This is a genomic window from Atopobacter sp. AH10 (assembly GCF_003664595.1).
GTDB lineage: Bacteria > Bacillota > Bacilli > Lactobacillales > Aerococcaceae > Atopobacter.
The window spans coordinates 62,096-80,951 of the sequence record NZ_QXPZ01000022.1; the positions used below are offsets into that span (position 1 = coordinate 62,096).

Genomic DNA, 18,856 nt, shown 5'->3' on the forward strand with positions numbered 1-18,856 from the left:
GTTCTCCTTTACTTCTTTTTTACCCCGCAAAAGAAGGGGAACATACTTTCGTATCTATTGTAGCAAATGTAATAGTTCAAATAAAGCTTTATGTATAGCATGTTGGCGAATTCTCTCTCTGTTCCCTGAAAAATTATTTTCTAAGACATAGGTATTTTCTGCCAAGGCAATGGCTATATAAACTGTACCGACTGCTTTTCCTTCCTGTTGACTTGGCCCTGCCACACCTGTTAAAGCAATACCAATATCTGCTCGACATAATTTTCTTACATGGTTTGCCATTTCTCGTGCGCATTGCTCACTCACTACACCATAGGCATCAATAATGCTTTTTGAAACGCCTAGTAGATCTCTTTTTACTTCACTAGCATAGGACACCACGCCACCTTTTAAAACAATGGAAGCACCTGGTATAGCAGTTAACTGCCCCATCATTAACCCCCCTGTTAAACTTTCAGCAACCGCTAAACTTAGATCCTTTTCTTGCAATAATTTCATGGCTTTTTTAGCTAAAGAAGTTGACTTTCCTTCTGCATAGATGAATTGAGATAAAGCTTTCTGGATGATTTGAGCCGGCGACTTAAAAATTTCATCTGCTTCTTCTTGCGAGGAAGCTTTAGTGGACAAGCGTATGCAGACTTCCGTTGGTTTGGCATAAAGTGCAATGGTTGGATCAGATTGCTGATGAATCAAATCCCTTAATCGACTAGCCACTTCAGATTCTCCAATACCATAGAGGTGAATATAGCGACTGTAAAGAACTTTTTGCCCTTTAAAGCGTTCAAGCATTTGACTTCTTAAAGCCCCCTCTAAGATAGATTGACATTCTTTAGGGGGGCCTGGAAGTAGAACCACTATTTTCCCTTTTTGTTCCCAATAACTCCCCACAGCTAAACCTTCCTTATTTTCTAATGGATAGCCTCCTTCAAGATAATCCGCTTGCTGCCAATTATTTTCAGCAATCTTGCGATGCCCTTGTTCAAAGTGCAGTCGAATCTTTTCTATAGCGGATGAATCTCTTAATAAAGATATCCCCAAAACTTGAGAAACTATCTCTTTAGTCAGATCATCTTCTGTAGGCCCTAAACCACCAGATAAAACAACCATATCTGCCCTGGATAAGGCTAATTTAAAAGCTGCCTGAAGCCTTTGTTTGTTGTCCCCTACCGTTTGACGAAAAGTCACATCTACCCCCCACTCGTTTAAATATTGGCTGATAAGTTGACTATTCGTATCTAGAGTTTGTCCAAGTAATAATTCTGTCCCAACTGTTATAATTTCAGCTTTCATGTTTCCTCCTAAAATAAACTACGCTAAAGATGACTTAAATGATTTACATAATTAAAAAAGTTGGGATTTCCCCAACTTTTTGCTTACATGGATCGACTGAAGACAGACCAATTATTCTTAAAGTATTCATAGCCTGAATAGATGGTAGCTAATAAAGCAAGATATAAGAGCACATCTCCGATTGGGAAATGCCACAGACTAAAAGGCCAATCCTTCAGAATCAAGAAAATAATCGATAACATTTGAGTAGCTGTTTTCCATTTTCCAGCTTTACCAGCTGCTAAAACTTGTCCTTGCTCAACTAAAATCGTTCGCAATCCAGTTACAGCTAGCTCACGACAGACAATAATAGCTACTACCCAACCTGGCGCTTCACCTAAAGCTGCCAAGAGGATAAAAGCCGACATGACCAACATTTTATCCGCCATAGGGTCGGCAAATTTCCCAAAGTTGGTAACAAGATTATACTTTCTGGCAATTTGCCCATCAAACCAATCCGTTGCACTAGCAATCGCAAAAATTACAGCTGCTAAGATGCGCAATTGATTGGGGTAAGGCATCGCTAAATTATTGCTTTGAACGCTTAATTCCATGACCAATAAGAAAACAGGAATAAGTCCCATACGTATTACAGTTAATTTATTTGGTAAATTCACTAATCCCTCATCTACCCTTCTTAGACAATGTCCACTCAATATATTGCGTTGTCATCTCTTTAAAATCATCAGGCGGGCTAAATGGGAGCCCATTAATGGAAATATTGACCACTGGCGCATAACCCATGTTGACAGAAAAGCTCGTAGTGCCCTTTGGTATGGTCAAATCTACGCTTTGCCCATAACCAATCAGCCCTTGATAAAGCAACTGACCATCCACATTCACACCGATCCAACTTTGACCATCTTCACTAGCCTTCAAAGTTAATTTGGCAGGCAAATCGACATCTTTGCTAGAAAGAAATAAATTAGGTCCATCTTGGGACTCAACCATGTAGTCAGATTCGCCACGTTTCTTAACTTTTGCTGTTTTAAGAGATGGTTTCTCTTCTTGAATACTCGTCTCATCTTTAATCTTTTGCTCTGTTTGATATTCTGCTTTTTTCTTTTGCTCAGTTTCATTAAAAGCTGACATTAACAAGAGAATAAGCATAAGAACAAAAAATAACAAGATGAACAATGGCAAGAAGTTTTGAATGGTTTGTTGTACCAATTTAAGAGTAGACTGATAAACTCCCTCTTTTCGACTTCTAGATGGCAAAGGGATTATTTCTTCTTCGCTTGTTTCATCAGCTAAGTCCGACATTTTAGATTCAAAGGCATTTAAGAGCCAATCCCCATCTACATTAACGGCTTTGGCGTATTGTTTAATAAAAGCCCGTGCATAAAATTGACTGGGTAACTGGTCCAATTGATTCCTATCGATGGCTTCTAAATAATGTTTCTGAATTTTCGTTATCTTCTCCAGATCGTCGTAAGAAAAGCCTTTTTGAAGCCTCGCCTCTCGTAGGACATCTCCTAGTTGTTTCACATCATCACCTACTTTTTTGTATTATACCAAAAAATGAGCTAGAAGGGCAATCTTAGCTAGTCTTGCCCCTTTTCCATGCTATTTTCACGATCTTGGAGTAAAACTTTCCGTTTTTTTGCTCCATCTTGTCCGCTTATGTATCCTCGATTTTCTAACTCATCAATTAAACGAGCAGCACGGTTATAACCAATGCGAAATTTCCTTTGGAGCATAGAAATACTGGTGCTTTCTTCACCATATAAACTTTCTACGACCTCATTAAAGAGTTCGTCTTCTGGTTCTTCCACTTGTTTATCATTCGATAGATCTGGGTTCATCTCTTCAACATAACTCACTTCTTCTTGCGCTTTAACAAAATCAACAACCCGCTCAACTTCTTCATCCGAAATATACGCACCTTGAATGCGACTAGGTTTACTTTCGCCCATTGGCATAAATAGCATGTCACCTTTTCCAAGCAATTTTTCTGCCCCTACTGTATCAATAATAGTCCTTGAGTCAATACCACTAGAGACAGAAAAAGCAATTCGACTAGGGACATTAGCCTTAATAATACCTGTGATCACATCAACTGAAGGCCGTTGTGTGGCTAAAATCATATGTATCCCAGCCGCTCTTGCCATTTGCGCTAGTCGCGTAATAGCCGTTTCTACCTCATTACTAGCTACCATCATTAAATCAGCTAACTCATCAACAACCACTACAATATAAGGCAAAACTTCTTGCGCCTCTCCGCTTTCTTTTTCATAAGATAGTGCAGCTTGGTTGTAACCCTTTATATTTCTTGTTCCAGTCGCCGCAAAAAGCTCATAACGCCTCTCCATCTCAGATACAACCTTGTTAAGAGCCTGAGCAGCTTTTCTGGGATTAGTTACAACCGGTGTCAAAAGATGAGGGATATCATTATATACACCTAGCTCAACTTTTTTGGGGTCAACCATCATCAGTTTGACTTCATTAGGCTTGGTCTTCATTAAAAGAGATGTAATAATCGCATTAATGCAAACTGATTTCCCAGAACCTGTAGCACCCGCTATCAATAAATGGGGCATTTTTGCTAGATTGGCGCAGATAGTTTGCCCACTAACCCCTCTCCCAAGAGGAACCGTTAATAAATCGCTAGATTCCATCGCATCTTGCACGATTTCTCTAAAACTTACGGTTGAAATTGAAGCATTTGGCACTTCAATGCCTACATAAGGTTTACCTGGAATCGGTGCTTCAATCCGTATATCTTTCGCTGCCAAGGCTAAGGCTAAATCATTTTCTAAATGCACAATTTTATTGACTTTTACTCCAACTGCAGGTTTAATTTCAAACTTCGTTACAGCTGGACCTAGGTTGGCATTGACAACAGAAGCATCTACTCCAAAGCTTCTAAAACTTTCTTCTAGGCGAAGAATGTTCTTTTCAATCACATCAAATTCACCAGATTGATCCGTTTTTTCAACGGGATTTAATAGGTCAAGGGGAGGTAATTGATAGTCAGGATTTTTTAACTGACGAATATCTTGGATGGAAGCTTCCTTATCCATCATTTTAGTTTCTTCTTCCTCATCCTGTTGCCTAGCTGCTTCATAAGCTTCTCTTTCTGCTTTAAGTTTATCAATGGCACGAGAAGCGTCTAATGAATGCCTTTGTTCTTCTCTTTTTTCAAATTCAGAAGTCGTATTTTCCGTTTCTTTTTCCTGTCTTATACTAGCTTGAATCTGGTCTTCTTTCATATGACTGGCGCTCGTTTGAAGAAGATTCTTCAAATAAGCCATCCAATCTCTCCTCTTATTTGACTGACTCGACCTTGATTGGCTTTCTTTCTTATCCCTATGCTTTTGATTTATTTTCTGACCTAACTGATGGATAAGCGCAATCACATCACTCCAGTCCGTATTAGCAATGGTCAAAAGTCCAGTTGCAGTCAAAAGCAAAGCCACTAAGATACTCCCTTTTTTAGCAAATAAAAAGTAGGACAATTTATAGAGCGCTCCCCCGGCCAAACCGCCTCCAATGCTTGAAATAACACGACCAAGCTTCCACATCGACCTAACTTGTCCAACTGCTTCCTGAAAAATATTGACCCTAGCCGTATCACTTGCCACTGATACTTGCAAAAAGACCAGCGCTGCTAAGATTAAACAAGTCAAGCCAAAAACTATTTTAGGGGAGAAAAACGATTTGTTTCTGAAAATAACCCTTTTGATACTGTAAGCTAATAAGGCAAGTAAAGCCAATAGATACAGCTGTCCAACTATGGAAGCCAAAAACAACTGAATAAATTTCCCTACTGCCCCCCATTTAAATAATCCAATCGTCCAAACAATCGACCAAATCAAATAAATAAATTCTTTAGAAAGCTGGAGGCCAGATTTCTTTTTTCTTTGTCTTCTTTTAGCTAACGAATTTGTCTTTTTAGTTGGCATGATATAACTCCTTTATCGCTACTTCTGTTAGTATACCATGCTTGCCAATTATTAGGTAACATGCTACAGTCATTCTATATGAAAGGAAAAAGGAAAGAAGGAATCTCCATGAGATGTGTTCATCTGATTGTTTATGGCAGAGTACAAGGAGTTGGTTTTCGCTACACCAGTAAAATGTGTGCCGATAAGCTCTCTATAAAAGGTTCAGTCCGTAATATGCTGGATGGCGGAGTAGAAATTTATGCCATTGCTCCAGATAATGCTATAGCTCTTTTTCTTCAAGAAATCATAGCTTCTCCAACTCGATTCGGACATGTTGATCACTATCAAGTGAAGGATCTTCCCCTAAAGCTTGGAGAAAAGTGGATAGACTTTAAGATTTTATAATTTTAGCTATTGATTATTCAGCCTAATTTCGATACTATGACCCTTGTATGACGATAAAAGATTGCGAGGAAATCAAATGAATAAGTTTGCAAAACGCTTGCTCCCCCTCATGACACTTGCCCCATTTTTAACTGCCTGTATGCAGCAGACTAAAGATGGGAAACCTTACGGCTTTATCTACGAAAAATTGGTTATCCCAACCATTCATTCCATAGAAGCCTTGGCTAAAGTAACAGGGAGCTACGGTTTAAGCATCATCCTAATTACCTTGGTCGTTCGACTCATCTTGATGCCGATCACTTTTTCTCAAATGAAGAGTCAGATGGTTACTCAAGAAAAAATGCAACGCGTAAAGCCGGAAATCGAAGCCTTGCAAGAACGCATGAAAAGTGCAATTAGCCCAGAAGAAAAAATGGCAGCTTCTCAAGAAATGTCCATGGTTTACAAAAAATATGGCATAAAAATGATGGGTGGCTTAGGTTGCCTGCCTCTACTTTTACAAATGCCAATATTCGTTGCCTTATACAATGCTGTGCGACTAGCACCTGGACTTGAACACGCCAGCTTCCTAGGCATCCATTTAGGTCAAAAGAATCTTCTCTTAGCTTTAATTGCAGGAGCAATCTACTACTGGCAAAGTCAAATGATGACTCAATCTATTCCTGAAGAACAACGTGAACAGATGAAAATGATGAATTTGATGAGTCCAATGATGATCGGGTTCTTTAGCGCTAGTTCACCTGCAGCCTTAGCCATTTATTGGATCGCTGGTGGGCTCATCGGGGTTCTACAAACCTTTATTCAAAATACCTATCTTCGTCCTCGAATTAAGGAAGCTATCGATAAGGAAATTGCAGAAAACCCTGCCTTCAAAACACCGAGAAAAACAGCTAAAGCAATTCATCCGTCAGTAAAATCCAGTCAGTCCATCCCCTTGAAATTAAATCAAGGTCGCAACCGGAACGTGAAGCAAAAGAGACGCAAGTAATGTTATATTTTAGGTCTTCCTTATCGGGAGACCTATTTTTGTATGATTTATATTACATGCCTACCCCAACATCAATCTCTTTCACCCTTATCAAAAAGTATATAGCAAAAAAGCAGACCCCAAATTCCGTATACCTCCTAAAGTTATAGTTAAAGATCAACTTTTAGAAGGCAGAAAGAACTCTGATCTGCTTTTTAATTCTATTCTTTTACTTATAGTGAGTAAGAGGAAACTCCATTTATCAGCTGGTTTCTTTTGGCTTCTTTTGACTTGAGTCTTCTACTTTCCTATTTGAAGCTTTATCGATCTTCTTTTGAGAGCTCGACTCTTCATTTTTATAAACTTGTCTATTCTCCTTATCCTGTTCACTTTCGCTCGTTTTATGCCGAGCAATCGGAATAGAGATTCGGAAAATTGACCCGTATTTTTCAACGCTTTCGACTCCAATACTCCCAGAGTAATTTTCAATTAACTGCTTGGCAATAGATAGCCCTAATCCATTCCCACCCTTTTCCCGAGATCTCGCCTTATCTACACGGTAAAAACGTGAAAATATTTTTTCTTGATCTTCTTGACTCATGCCTTCACCAAAATCTTGGACGGCAATAAGGACATTGCGACCATCCGTCGATGCAGACAAATGAACTTCTTTACGATTGGTAGAATATTTTACAGCATTATCTAATAAAATAACCAATATTTGTTCAAAATGATTGTCATATATAGCTGCTTTGACAGTGGCTGACAAATCATTATGCAAGAAGAATAAAAAGTCAGGATGAATCATTTGGAAATTTTGATGGATAGAAGTTAACTTGGCTGATACCTCAGTCGTTTTATTGAGATATTTACCCATTTCTAAGTCAGCTCGTTGTAAATCGAGCATTTCTTGAACCAAATTTTTCATCCGCTGTATTTCTGTTAAAGAAGCTTTTAGAGACTCGTCCAATATTTCAGGGTCTTCTTTTCCCCAACGATTTAAAAGTTTTAAATGGCCTTCAACAATCGCTACAGGCGTCCTTAATTCGTGAGAGGCGTCCTCTACAAATCGTTTTTGCTGGTCTAAATAGTAAGCTATACGTTTCAATAAATGATTTAAATGGTAGACGATCTCAGAAAACTCATTACGTCGCTTAGGTTCTTGTATAAATACTTTATGGATATTTTCCTCATCTACTGAGGTAATCCTTCTAGATAAGCGTCTAATAGGTGTCAACAAAATGTTAACCAAGACGAAGCTTACAGCCACACTAACCCCTAAAGCTATTGCAATAGAAATGGCATACCAAAATTCTACCTGCTTTTTAAAATTTTGGTAACCATCTAAGTAATCTACCATCTGATAATAGCCTAATAGAATAGAGGAGTCTCTTCGATAAATTGGCCCGTAAAAATGATAGACCTGCCTCGACTGCCAATTGACACTTTCGCTATGATCGGAACTAACAAATTCCATTTCCATAGGGATAGCCATACTGGAAAAAATCACATTCCTTGAACGATCGTAAACACGAAATTGCATGCGATCTTTATTGACTTCAGGATAAGGGAGATGTTCCAAATATTCTTGATTAGATGTCAGAAAGCGTTCGGGGACAGTCCGACTAGTTAATACGTTTGTATCTGCTAAAGTAGATACAAGGAAATTTGCTCGTTCCTTCGCTCTCGTCACCTGACTATCATAAGAATTCTTCAGCATAACGGAAACAATAGGCAATGAAACCGTCATAAATAGAAGAAACATGGCAACCGACAACAGCAGCCACCATGTTTTCATCAAGCCTTGCGGACGATCGCGTTTAACTTTATACCAACGCGATTCAGCCATTAACTTTCCCTCATGACATAGCCTGTCCCGCGAACTGTTTGAATATAACTGTCTTGGTTAGGTAGGTCAATTTTGTTTCTCAAATAACGAATGTAGACATCCACCACGTTCGTTTCTACTTCATTTTTGTATCCCCAAACTTCATCTAGAAGAACTTCTCTGGACAAGACTACATTGACATGTTCCATCAAGTTCAACAGCAATTCATATTCCCGTTTGGTTAATTCGATCACTTCATCCCCACGACGAACCACACGATTTTCTTTTTCAATCGTCAAGTTTTTAAAGGTCACGACAGTTTGTTTATTCACCCGTACGTCTTCCTCAATTTCGACACGACGGAAAAGCGAACGAAGTCGGGCTAAGAGTTCTTCTATAGCAAAAGGCTTCACGATATAATCATCTGCCCCTTGATCCAAACCTGCTACCCGATCCATGACAGAATCTCTGGCTGTCATAATGATAATAGGCGTATCCTTAGTTGGACGAATACGGCGACATACTTCTAATCCATTGAGTTCTGGTAACATTAAATCAAGAAGAATAGCATCCCAATCTTGATTGAGCGCTTTATCCAAACCAGAACGTCCGTTATATGCGACAGCAGTCTCGTATCCTTCGTGTTGCAATTCTAACTCAACAAAACGAGCTAAATTTTTCTCGTCTTCTATAATTAAAATGCGATAATTATGATTTGGCATAGACACATCCCTCTTATCTCACTATTTTTCAAAAGTCCTACGTTTATTTTATCATAAATTTATAAATTTAATAGTAGGTGAATAGATAGTTTTAGTCTTCTGAGATCTTTTCTTCTGTCCCTTTATCCCAATAGAAGTGATAATGGCCTTTTCGATCTGTCCGTTCATAAGTATGCGCTCCAAAGCAATCCCGTTGTGCTTGTATTAAGTTAGCAGGGAGATTTTCACTTCTATAACCATCAAAGTATGCAATCGCAGAACTAAAGCATGGGCAAGGTAAGCCAGCTTGTACAGAGGCAGCTACTAAATCACGAATAGCTTGGTGACTTGCTGAAACTTGAGCTTTGAAGTAATCATCCAACAATAAATTAGATAAATCCGCTTGCTTTTCAAAAGCATCTGTAATCCGTTGCAAGAATTGAGCTCGAATAATGCAACCAGCTCGGAAAATTTTAGCAATTTCTCCCAGCTTTAAATCCCAATTAAAATGTTGGCTAGCTTCTTGCATTTGAGCAAAGCCTTGAGCGTAAGACATGATTTTTGAGAAATAAAGTGCTTGACGAATTTTTTCAATCCATTCGTCCTTGTTCAATTGCTTTCCTTCAACTTCTATTGATCGATAGGCAGCTGCCCCTTTTAGACGCTCAGATTTTTGTGCAGAAAGGAAGCGAGCGAAAACAGATTCCGTAATAAGTGGCAATGGTGTCCCTAGATCTAAAGCTTGTTGGCTAGTCCATTTCCCAGTCCCCTTATTTCCGGCACGATCCAAAATCTTGTCCACAATTGGTTCACCGCTTAGAGGATCCTTTTGTTTCAAAATATGCGCTGTAATATCAATTAAATAGCTGTTTAATTCTGTTGTTTTCCACTCTTCAAAAATTTCAGCAATTTCCTCATTAGATAACCCTAATAAGCGTTTCAATAAGTCGTAGGCTTCAGCAATTAATTGCATATCTCCATATTCGATACCGTTGTGAACCATTTTCACATAATGACCTGCACCATCCGGACCAATATAAGTTACACACGCTTGACCATCTTCAGCTTTTGCGGCAATCTTTTCAAGGACAGGAGCAATAAGTTCATAAGCATCTTTAGGACCGCCTGGCATAATAGCCGGACCATAGAGAGCTCCTTCTTCCCCACCAGAAACGCCAGTTCCAATAAAATGAATGCCAGATTCTTTTAATTCTTCATGACGACGAATGGTTTCTTTAAAGAAAGTATTCCCACCATCAACTAAAGTATCTCCTTTATCTAAAAGCGGAAGAAGAGCTTGAATAGTTGCATCCGTTGCAAAACCGGCTTTTACCATCAAGATAATACGACGGGGTTTTTCGATAGAAGCTACGAATTCTTCTAGAGTTTCTGTCGGCACAAGTTTCTTCCCTGGGTTTTCTTCTACCACAGAAAAAGTTCTAGACGCCGTACGGTTATAAAGTGCTACAGTATAGCCATTGCGTTCGATATTTAAGGCTAGGTTTTTTCCCATAACAGCCATACCTACAACCCCGATATTTGCTTTTGTCATTTGCAAAACTCCTTTGTATTTATTCTATACCTACTTGCCTTTTTTAAATTATTATTTACAATCCTCTTTGAAATCTGTACAATTGGTGAGTGAATACTGACAGGGGGATGTAAAATGAATAGTAGCAAAAAATTCAAACAAGTGAAGCCAAAAACCAAAATGGAACGTATTACCTCAGTGGTTGTCTGGCTCATGCTCTTTGCCATGCTTGGTACCCTAGTGATCACTATGGTTATCGCCTTAAAATCTCAATTTTTCAATTAATCGACCACTTTAAAGCAATTTGTTTACTGATGAGGCTAGGACTTGCTCCTAGTCTCTTTTATTATAGATAGGCAAAAAAGCATTACAAACAGCCACTTCAAAAAATTCTACTGGCCACTTGTCATCATAGGCATTGGTTCATCTAATACTTCTTCATCATGGACTAAGGAAGAGCTAATTCTTAGCCCCTTAAAAGCTAGTAACAAGCTTGACCTCTTATTTGTGTTCAGCTTTTTTTGTCTTACCTGTCCACTCGCTATAGCCACCCTTTAAAATAGCGATATCACGATAGCCAGCTTTATACAATTGAATTGCCGCGCGTGTAGGAAGTGCCATCCCTTCTCCGTATAAACGAATTGGGGTATCCATCCGAAGTTCCTTGTAACGCAGTTTAAACTGACTAAATGGAATATTCCGAGCGCCTAAGATATGTTCTGCCTTGAATTCATCTACTTCACGCAAGTCAATGATCTGCGTACGTCTTAAATCCTCATTGAAATCATGACTGGTCAAAATTTTAGCTACTTTTTTGCGCTTATAACGTAAATATAAAAGCCAAATTAGCATTAACAATAAGACAGACAATAAAACAGTATTAATCAATTTTAATAGGGTCATCAGCTATTCAGCCTCCTTTTGAACAAATTCTGTTAAAACTAAGGCTGCTGCCCCAATAACACCCGCATCATTCCCTAATTGCGCTAATTTAAGAGTAGAGGATTCCAAAACTTGCGGGAACAGATTCTTTTCATATGCTGGCTTAAGCTTCTCCAACAAATAATTTCCTGCCTTAGATACCCCTCCGCCAATGACCACAATTTCTGGATTGAGAGTGTTAGCCAAATGGCTGAGTGCAAGGCCTAAATAGTCAGCAAATTCATCGATAACTTCTTCAGCCAATCTATCGCCAGATTTAGCTGCATCAAATATGTCTTTAGCCGTAAAGTCATTTCCACACGCTAGCAAATGAGGATCAGCAAATGAAGCAGAAGTCTCTTGTAAAGCCCTTTTCGCCAAATTCACAATTCCCGTTGCACTAGCTACCGTTTCTAAACAACCCTTTTTCCCACAAGTACATGCAAATGCTTTATCTCGTTCAACTGTAATATGCCCTGCTTCACCAGCAGAACCACGGACTCCGTGCAAAAGATGTCCATCCGTTACCAAACCACTGCCAACACCTGTGCCAAGAGTTACAAAAATCATGTTATCAGATTGGTTCCCTGCACCTAACCAACGTTCCCCTAAAGCCGCCACATTGGCATCGTTATCCATAAAGAAAGGAAGGTGGAAGGCTTCTTCAAATTGTTGACCTAACAACTGAAGCTCTTGCCAATTTAAATTATAGGCTCCAATAACTGTTCTATTTTTGCGATCAATTTGCCCTGGTGACCCCATACCAATACCGATCACCTTGCCTAAATCAAAATTTTTCCGACTAAACTCTTCTTTAATCGACTGAATCATATCTGAAACAATGTGTTGTCCCTTATCTTCAATCCGTGTTGGAATTGCCCATTGATGAAGGATTTGTCCATCAACAGTTACAAGAGCAAATTTACAGCTTGTTCCACCTAAGTCAATGCCAATTAATTGATCTCCCATCCTCTTCCTCCTATCCTTTGCTTAAACACCTGATACTTGGCTTCCCTTAGCATACAAAAGGGCTAAAAGGGCTATATAAGCCAGTAAAGCTAAACCTCTATACAAACGAGCATGTCGATAATTATTTGGAAAGGCAAATATGATTGTCCATAAAGCACCACCTATAAAGCCACCCAAGTGGCCATAATTGTCCACATCATTTGACATAAGGCCATAAAACACATTCATTAGCACAAGCATTTTAAAATTTCTGGAAACAGCTTTTAGATAATAATCCCTTGGAAAAATATATCCCAAGAGAACAAAAGCTGCAAAAAGGCCAAATAAAGATGTTGAAGCCCCTGCAGATAAATCTTGGCTAAAAGCATAACTAGCTACATTACCCATGATACCACTTAATAAGTATAGTAAGGCAAAGCGAAAGCTAGCAAAAAAAGATTCAGCTAGTTGTCCCATATAATACAAGGTCAGACTATTCATCAATAAATGCACTAAGCCAATGTGTAAAAAAATAGGACTGACCAACCTCCACCATTGCCCTGTAGCAATAAGACTATTTACCTTGGCTCCAAAGAACACCAAAACAAGACCACTAGTCGACCCTCCAGCAAGCTCCATAGCAAGAAAAACAAGCACTTGTACCAATAAAAAGAAAGAGGTGACAGCATTATGATTCCACTTGATATTCATAGAACCTCTCATATCGACACTCCCGCTTCTATCTCATTATTATTCCTATAAGAAAAAGACGGACAAGGTGACCGTCTTTCAGCTTTATTTTTTAACTTCGCGATGCAAGGTCACTTTCCGTAATCTTGGACAATATTTTTTAACTTCCAAACGATCAGGATTGTTCCGTTTGTTTTTAGTCGTTAGGTAGTTACGATCGCCACATTCTGTGCATTCAAGAATAATATGTGTACGCATCTTATTCCCTCCTCTAATATTCGTTAGGTTAATACTTCAACAGACGCTATTGTATCATGTTTAAAGGGGAGAATCTAGCTTTTTTTACTGGATATATAGAAAGTCCTTACTCATCTCGTTTGAAAGCTTGGATTAGACTCTAGTCAAGTTCAAGTAAAAAAAATATCTCGCTACGCTTAGATCACCAAAAGTCAACATAGAGGAAATTCTTTTTTGAAAAGTAGTCCAAAACTTGATTCTGACAAGCTTTTTCGCTATGATTAATTTAACTGAATTGTCATAGAATTGCCCTTGAATTATCCTTTTGGCTAGCCTATGATAAAATTACTTTTAAATAGACGAAAGAGGTGTTCCGCATGGAATGGACAATGATAATTGTTCTACTCATTCTTGCCATCTTATGCTTCCTTATCTCCCTCATCTTAAGAGATAACAGCTACGATGACCAAGATAGCGAAGCAGAAGAAGCCTTATTGGAGGCTAATCGCGAAATTTACCAACTCAAAAAGCAAATTCAGGACTTGGAAGACCAAATTAACCCACAACAACCCTTGTCCGAAAAAGAACTTTATCAATCTACAATCGAACCTGAAGGATTAAAAATTGGTGGCTACGACAATACCACTGACATTAAGAACGATTTCTCATCTACTTATGAGGATTTATATAGTGCAGAAGATTACGATAGCCCTTCAAGTAACTCTTCATCAACTTATTCTTTAAACGATGATTATACTTATGATCAAACAGATGGAAGTTCTTTCTCTAGCGCAACGCAAATTTTCCATAAAGGTGATTTTGTACCTGACGAAGATGACTACTATTCTGCTGACGACTCTTATAACAACTATAACTATGAATCAAATGATCAAGGCCCTTCAACCAAAGATCAAATCATTTCCTTATATAATCAAGGGGAAGCTTTAGGAACTATAGCGGATAAATTAGACGTTCCAGTAACAACTGTTCAATTGGTCATTGATAATTATTTAGAAGAGCAATCGGTCAAATAGGAGGCTATTTATGAAAACTGTATTTCGGTCTATTGGTATCGGCTTTTTATTGGCCGCTATGGTTATTGCTGCTTTGTTTTTTGGAAAATCATACTTACCAGAACCCATTGCTCGTTTCATTAATACAGATTCTGGTCAGTCTTCTCAACAATACCAAGCCCTAAAGAAAGAATACGAAGATTACAAGAAAAACGCCGAACATGAAATCGCCCTACTAAAAGAACAATCTGACAAAAAGAAAGATGGGACATCCGATAAAAAAGATGACTCATCCTCAAAAGCGAAGGGATTAAACGAAGATGGAAGCTTTACTATTAATGAAGGAGAAGCTTCTAGCTCTGTTATCTCTCGCATGGCAGAAGCAAAACTGTTAGACGACGCTAGTGTCTTCACTAATTACATGCAATCAAACGGATTAGACGGTAAGATTCTCCCAGGAACTTACAAATTGTCTAACGAAATGTCTTATGAACAAATTGGAGCTATTATTACTGGTCAACAATAAGTCTAACTTATACATAAAAGGAGGTGGATTTCCCACCTCCTTTTATTATTGCCCATTTGTTTGATTTGCAGATGGATTGCTTCCATTTGTTAAGGACGGGTTGAGATTATCCTCTCCTCTACCATTGACCTGGTTAGGCTGAGGTGTTTCTAGAGGATTAGGCGTATCCTCACCTGTTTGATCCCATCTTTTATTGAAATACAAATCAAAGACTCTTAAAGCAACCTTTTTAGCCAAAACATCTTCTCCTGACGCATTTTGGTAAGGCAAAACGACTGCTACCACTATCTCAGGATTGTTATAAGGTGCATAACCAACAAAAGTTGAGTTAATCACATTCCGACCTTTCTCAGCTTCAATAGGACCATCATAAAAGGCTTCCGCAGTCCCTGTTTTACCTGCAACAGGAATATTAAAGGCTGCAAATTCATTGGCCGTCCCATTTGCACCATGAGTCACCTGATACAGACCGTTTTGAACATGCTCAATGATCGCTTTAGAACATTGAATATGATTCATAACTGTAGGTGCTACAGGCGTTTCTAGAGCGCCTAAATTCCCATTTTTATCGGTACCACGAATAGATCGGACAAAACGTGGAGATACTCTAACCCCATCATTAGCAATCGTCGACATATAGCTGGCTAATTGCAAGGGGGTGTACAAGTCGTACTGCCCATATGAAAAGTCTAGCGCATAGAAAGTTTCCCTTGAAACCCCCTTAAAACCAGTGCTTTCCATCGGTAGATCTACACCCGTTTTTACACCAAGTCCAAATTGCGCATAATAATTACGCAACTTATCAAAGACTGTCGGATTAATATCCAACAATCCACCCGGCTCATAGTTACTTTGCCCTCCCATCATCATAGCAAGGCGCATCATATAAACGTTAGACGACCTTTCCAAGGCCTGTATATCAGTTAAAGGAATCTTCCCCCCATCTCGGTTAAAGACAGAAGTTTTTGGTTTAGAACCTTGGAAGACAATCGCTTCATCTGTGATCGTATTCTTATCTGGGGTGATCACCCCATCCATATAAGCTGCTAATACTGTCGCAGCTTTAATAGAAGATCCCATCCCAAAGCTAGAATTAATGGCTCCTAATGCATCATCTACAATGCCATTTTCGGATTCTTCTCCTTCACGAGCCATACGTTTCCCAGCAACAGCCAAAAGATCGCCATTCTTAGGATTCATCGCCACAATATAAGCTCGATCCGCTAAAGGTTTTGGTAATTGTCTTAAAGTCTCTTCAGTAATCTCTTCTACACGTTTTTGGAAGTTCATATCAATTGAAAGGACTAAATTATCCCCTTTTTTCCCTTGATAGACTTCTTTTTGATCCACAACATCTTGCGTATTGCTAGTTGTATTAATGATTTTCTTCTTAGTCCCTGACAAAACAGATTCGTATTGTTCTTCGATATAAGAATTCCCAATACGATCGTTCAAAGAATAGCCTTTATTCAAATATTCTTTCATTTTATCTCTTGGCAAACCGGTTGATTCCTGAGTGACATTCCCTAACAAAGTGCGCAAAAGGTTGCCTTCTGGGTAGCGACGAGTCCAATCTGTTGCCACATTCACCCCATCCAGTCGAGACAGTCTCTCGTTCACTAGAGCTACTTCTTCATTGGTCACTCCATCATTTTTAACTGTTACCGTTGACAAAGAATAGGCTGCCGCCATTTTTTTAAAAATAGCAATAACATTTTTCTCTTTATCCGAATAGAGGATATCCTTATCTTTTACAAGTTTCAATTGCTCTAAATACAGTTTACTTCCTGTTAAACGGTTAAAAGAAGCAGGTGTTCTTTTTTGTAGCTCAGTTTCATGTGTTGCTGCCCAATAATCTTTTAGATCTCGTTTGGTTAATCCTTTTATATCCACAGTGATTAATTGGGCTAGATCTTTGGCAATACCCGCAATTTTAGCTGGACTATGATCCATTGCCCGAGTATAAATGATCGATAATTTAGGTTCATTCCCAACCATTACCCTGCCCTTAGCATCATAAATTAAGCCTCTAGGTACTGAAATAGAGGATTCTGTTGTCTCAGTACGCTCCACTAAGGCAGTGAATTCTGTCCCCTTAACAATTTGGAGATAGCTTAGCCGGATAATCAATAGAGAAAAGGAAATGAACACGATAAGAAAAAGTAAATTTAATCGAAAAGGAATATGCGAACGTCGCTTATCATTTCGATGGTCACGTAATCGGTTAGATATGTTCATGTATTTGTCCCTCATTTGTTTGTTCACTTTGATTAGTATATCAAAAATTGAGCAAAAAAAAACGCTTGATCAAGAGTCTTTTGAGATTTCTTAATGGCAATGTTATAATGACCCTTATAAGGCCAAGCTAGTTAGGAAAGATTTTAGCGAAAGGATTTTACTGAATGAAATTTAAAGAACTCGATTTACCTGAATTTATGCAAGAGGCTTTGCGCTCTCTTCATTTTGAAGAATTAACCCCTATTCAGGAAGCTGTTATCCCAGAAATTTTGGCGCAACACTCCTTAATCGGGCAATCTCAAACTGGGTCTGGGAAATCTCACTCTTTCTTAGTGCCACTTTTGAGCCAAATTGACCCTCAATTACCCCATTGTCAACTAGTTATTACCTCACCAAGCCGTGAATTAGCAGAACAACTTTACCAGATGGCTAATGAATTAGCCTCTTTTCGACAAGAAGCCATTTCAATTGAACTTTGCGTTGGCGGAGTGGATAAACAAAAACAAATCGATCGTTTAAACAAAAAAGCTCCTAATGTTGTCATTGCTACACCCGGTCGTCTATTAGATCTGATGAAAGAAAACGCCCTTCTCATTCAATACGCAGACCATTTTGTTGTTGATGAAGCAGATATGACCATGGATATGGGTTTTTTAGACGATTTAGATGCTATTGCTAGTCGATTAAAAGCTAATGTTCATTTCTATGCTTTTAGCGCCACCATGCCTCAAGCCTTACAGCAATTTTTAGACAAATACATGAACCGTCCAAAAATCATTCGTTCAGAAGGAGTAAATCAAGTTGCTTGTCCTGTCAGCAACTACCTTGTCCACACAAAAGGTCATAACGAGATGGATCTACTCTATCAACTCTTAACAATGGGGCACCCGTTTTTGGTCATTATTTTCGCTAGCACTATCAAAAAAGTGAATGAAGTCGCAAAAGCCCTAAAAGAACGAGGCTTGACCGTTGCCACTTTGCATGGTGATTTAGATAATCGTGAACGCAAAAGAATAATGAAGCGTATTCGGCAATTAGACTTCCAATATGTCGTCGCTAGTGACTTAGCTTCAAGAGGCTTGGATATCCCAGAGATTTCCCATGTCGTTAATGTTGATTTACCTGGAGAATTAGAATTCTTTATTCATCGAGTAGGCCGGACCGGGCGTTTAGGCTTGCAAGGAACTGCATACACCTTCTTCCACCCTGACGACGAAAAAGATATTCAATGGCTAGAATCTAAAGGTATAGTCTTTCAACATGTCGAATGGAAAAATAATGAATTAGTAAAAGTCAGCCTAAGAGATAATCGCGAAAGAACACGAAGGCAAGCCTTGGATGACCTTTCAACTGAAACTCGTGGCTTCATTAAGAAGAAAAAGAAAAACATTAAGCCTGGCTACAAGCGGAAAATCACTCTAAAAGTTGAAAATGAAAAAAGGAAAAACAGACGATTAAGAAAGAAAAGGGGAAAGTAAGTTAAGACTTCCTTTTGTCTCTTGATTAGCTGCTAGAACTATAGACAAAATAAACGCATGATTCACATGACTTCACTTAGAAAAGTAAAGTCATAGAGAAGAGTCATGCGTTTTTTGATCTATATTCTTTCGTTTTTACTACTAGTTATAACTGATT

The 18,856-nt window shown here is 38.7% G+C and carries 18 protein-coding genes; 6 read left to right on the forward strand and 12 right to left on the reverse strand.

What is annotated here, in order from left to right; all coding sequences use genetic code 11:
• Positions 1–54: 54 nt before the first annotated feature.
• The 4 genes from D3H64_RS05480 to D3H64_RS05495 form a co-directional block, all read right to left on the reverse strand.
• Positions 55–1,290: a competence/damage-inducible protein A gene (locus tag D3H64_RS05480; protein WP_121565267.1), complete on the reverse strand. Its 1,236-nt coding sequence runs from the start codon at positions 1,288–1,290 to the stop codon at positions 55–57.
• Between the two features lie 83 nt (positions 1,291–1,373).
• A complete protein-coding gene (pgsA, locus tag D3H64_RS05485) occupies positions 1,374–1,946 on the reverse strand; it encodes a CDP-diacylglycerol--glycerol-3-phosphate 3-phosphatidyltransferase (RefSeq protein WP_121565268.1) in 573 nt (190 codons plus the stop codon).
• 7 nt (positions 1,947–1,953) lie between these two features.
• Positions 1,954–2,817, reverse strand: coding sequence for a helix-turn-helix domain-containing protein (locus D3H64_RS05490; RefSeq protein ID WP_121565269.1), 864 nt, complete (start codon positions 2,815–2,817; stop codon positions 1,954–1,956).
• Between the two features lie 56 nt (positions 2,818–2,873).
• Positions 2,874–5,234 (reverse strand): DNA translocase FtsK, encoded by a 2,361-nt coding sequence (locus tag D3H64_RS05495; protein ID WP_121565270.1) that lies wholly within the window; start codon positions 5,232–5,234, stop codon positions 2,874–2,876.
• A gap of 108 nt (positions 5,235–5,342) precedes the next feature.
• On the opposite strand from D3H64_RS05495, the gene D3H64_RS05500 reads away from it, so the two are divergent.
• Both D3H64_RS05500 and yidC read left to right on the forward strand, forming a co-directional pair.
• On the forward strand, positions 5,343–5,621 hold the full coding sequence (locus D3H64_RS05500; protein ID WP_121565271.1) for an acylphosphatase: 279 nt from the start codon (positions 5,343–5,345) through the stop codon (positions 5,619–5,621).
• Positions 5,622–5,697: 76 nt separating this feature from the next.
• A complete protein-coding gene (gene yidC, locus D3H64_RS05505) occupies positions 5,698–6,609 on the forward strand; it encodes a membrane protein insertase YidC (RefSeq protein ID WP_121565272.1) in 912 nt (303 codons plus the stop codon).
• A gap of 241 nt (positions 6,610–6,850) precedes the next feature.
• Here yidC and D3H64_RS05510 read toward each other — a convergent pair whose 3' ends face one another.
• From D3H64_RS05510 to gndA, 3 genes are all read right to left on the reverse strand, one after another.
• On the reverse strand, positions 6,851–8,437 hold the full coding sequence (locus tag D3H64_RS05510) for a cell wall metabolism sensor histidine kinase WalK (RefSeq protein ID WP_121565273.1): 1,587 nt from the start codon (positions 8,435–8,437) through the stop codon (positions 6,851–6,853).
• Entirely contained in the window at positions 8,437–9,138 is a 702-nt protein-coding gene (locus tag D3H64_RS05515) for a response regulator transcription factor (RefSeq protein ID WP_121565274.1), read from the reverse strand. The genes D3H64_RS05510 and D3H64_RS05515 overlap by 1 nt, the downstream gene beginning before the upstream one ends.
• Before the next feature lie 91 nt (positions 9,139–9,229).
• Positions 9,230–10,669 carry an NADP-dependent phosphogluconate dehydrogenase gene (gndA, locus tag D3H64_RS05520; protein ID WP_121565275.1) on the reverse strand — a complete coding sequence of 480 codons (1,440 nt, stop codon included), beginning with the start codon at positions 10,667–10,669 and terminating at the stop codon, positions 9,230–9,232.
• Between the two features lie 114 nt (positions 10,670–10,783).
• Here gndA and D3H64_RS05525 point away from each other — a divergent pair, with 114 nt between their 5' ends.
• Positions 10,784–10,933 carry a DUF4044 domain-containing protein gene (locus D3H64_RS05525; RefSeq protein ID WP_121565276.1) on the forward strand — a complete coding sequence of 50 codons (150 nt, stop codon included), beginning with the start codon at positions 10,784–10,786 and terminating at the stop codon, positions 10,931–10,933.
• A 216-nt stretch (positions 10,934–11,149) separates the two neighbouring features.
• Here D3H64_RS05525 and D3H64_RS05530 read toward each other — a convergent pair whose 3' ends face one another.
• The 4 genes from D3H64_RS05530 to rpmG form a co-directional block, all read right to left on the reverse strand.
• Positions 11,150–11,551, reverse strand: a complete 402-nt coding sequence (locus tag D3H64_RS05530; RefSeq protein ID WP_121565277.1) for a rhodanese-like domain-containing protein — start codon at positions 11,549–11,551, stop codon at positions 11,150–11,152.
• A gap of 3 nt (positions 11,552–11,554) precedes the next feature.
• Entirely contained in the window at positions 11,555–12,538 is a 984-nt protein-coding gene (locus D3H64_RS05535) for an ROK family protein (RefSeq protein WP_121565278.1), read from the reverse strand.
• 21 nt (positions 12,539–12,559) lie between these two features.
• Entirely contained in the window at positions 12,560–13,240 is a 681-nt protein-coding gene (locus tag D3H64_RS05540) for a rhomboid family intramembrane serine protease (RefSeq protein ID WP_121565279.1), read from the reverse strand.
• A gap of 72 nt (positions 13,241–13,312) precedes the next feature.
• Positions 13,313–13,465 carry a 50S ribosomal protein L33 gene (rpmG, locus tag D3H64_RS05545; RefSeq protein ID WP_121565280.1) on the reverse strand — a complete coding sequence of 51 codons (153 nt, stop codon included), beginning with the start codon at positions 13,463–13,465 and terminating at the stop codon, positions 13,313–13,315.
• A gap of 356 nt (positions 13,466–13,821) precedes the next feature.
• On the opposite strand from rpmG, the gene D3H64_RS05550 reads away from it, so the two are divergent.
• Both D3H64_RS05550 and D3H64_RS05555 read left to right on the forward strand, forming a co-directional pair.
• Positions 13,822–14,478, forward strand: coding sequence for a hypothetical protein (locus tag D3H64_RS05550; protein ID WP_121565281.1), 657 nt, complete (start codon positions 13,822–13,824; stop codon positions 14,476–14,478).
• A 10-nt stretch (positions 14,479–14,488) separates the two neighbouring features.
• Positions 14,489–14,983 carry an endolytic transglycosylase MltG gene (locus D3H64_RS05555; RefSeq protein ID WP_121565282.1) on the forward strand — a complete coding sequence of 165 codons (495 nt, stop codon included), beginning with the start codon at positions 14,489–14,491 and terminating at the stop codon, positions 14,981–14,983.
• A gap of 45 nt (positions 14,984–15,028) precedes the next feature.
• Here D3H64_RS05555 and D3H64_RS05560 read toward each other — a convergent pair whose 3' ends face one another.
• Positions 15,029–17,221, reverse strand: coding sequence for a penicillin-binding protein 2 (locus tag D3H64_RS05560; protein WP_121565283.1), 2,193 nt, complete (start codon positions 17,219–17,221; stop codon positions 15,029–15,031).
• Positions 17,222–17,385: 164 nt separating this feature from the next.
• Between D3H64_RS05560 and D3H64_RS05565 the strand changes: the two genes are divergently transcribed.
• Complete coding sequence (locus tag D3H64_RS05565) at positions 17,386–18,699, forward strand: DEAD/DEAH box helicase (protein WP_121565284.1); 1,314 nt, start codon at positions 17,386–17,388, stop codon at positions 18,697–18,699.
• The last annotated feature ends 157 nt before the right edge of the window (positions 18,700–18,856 follow it).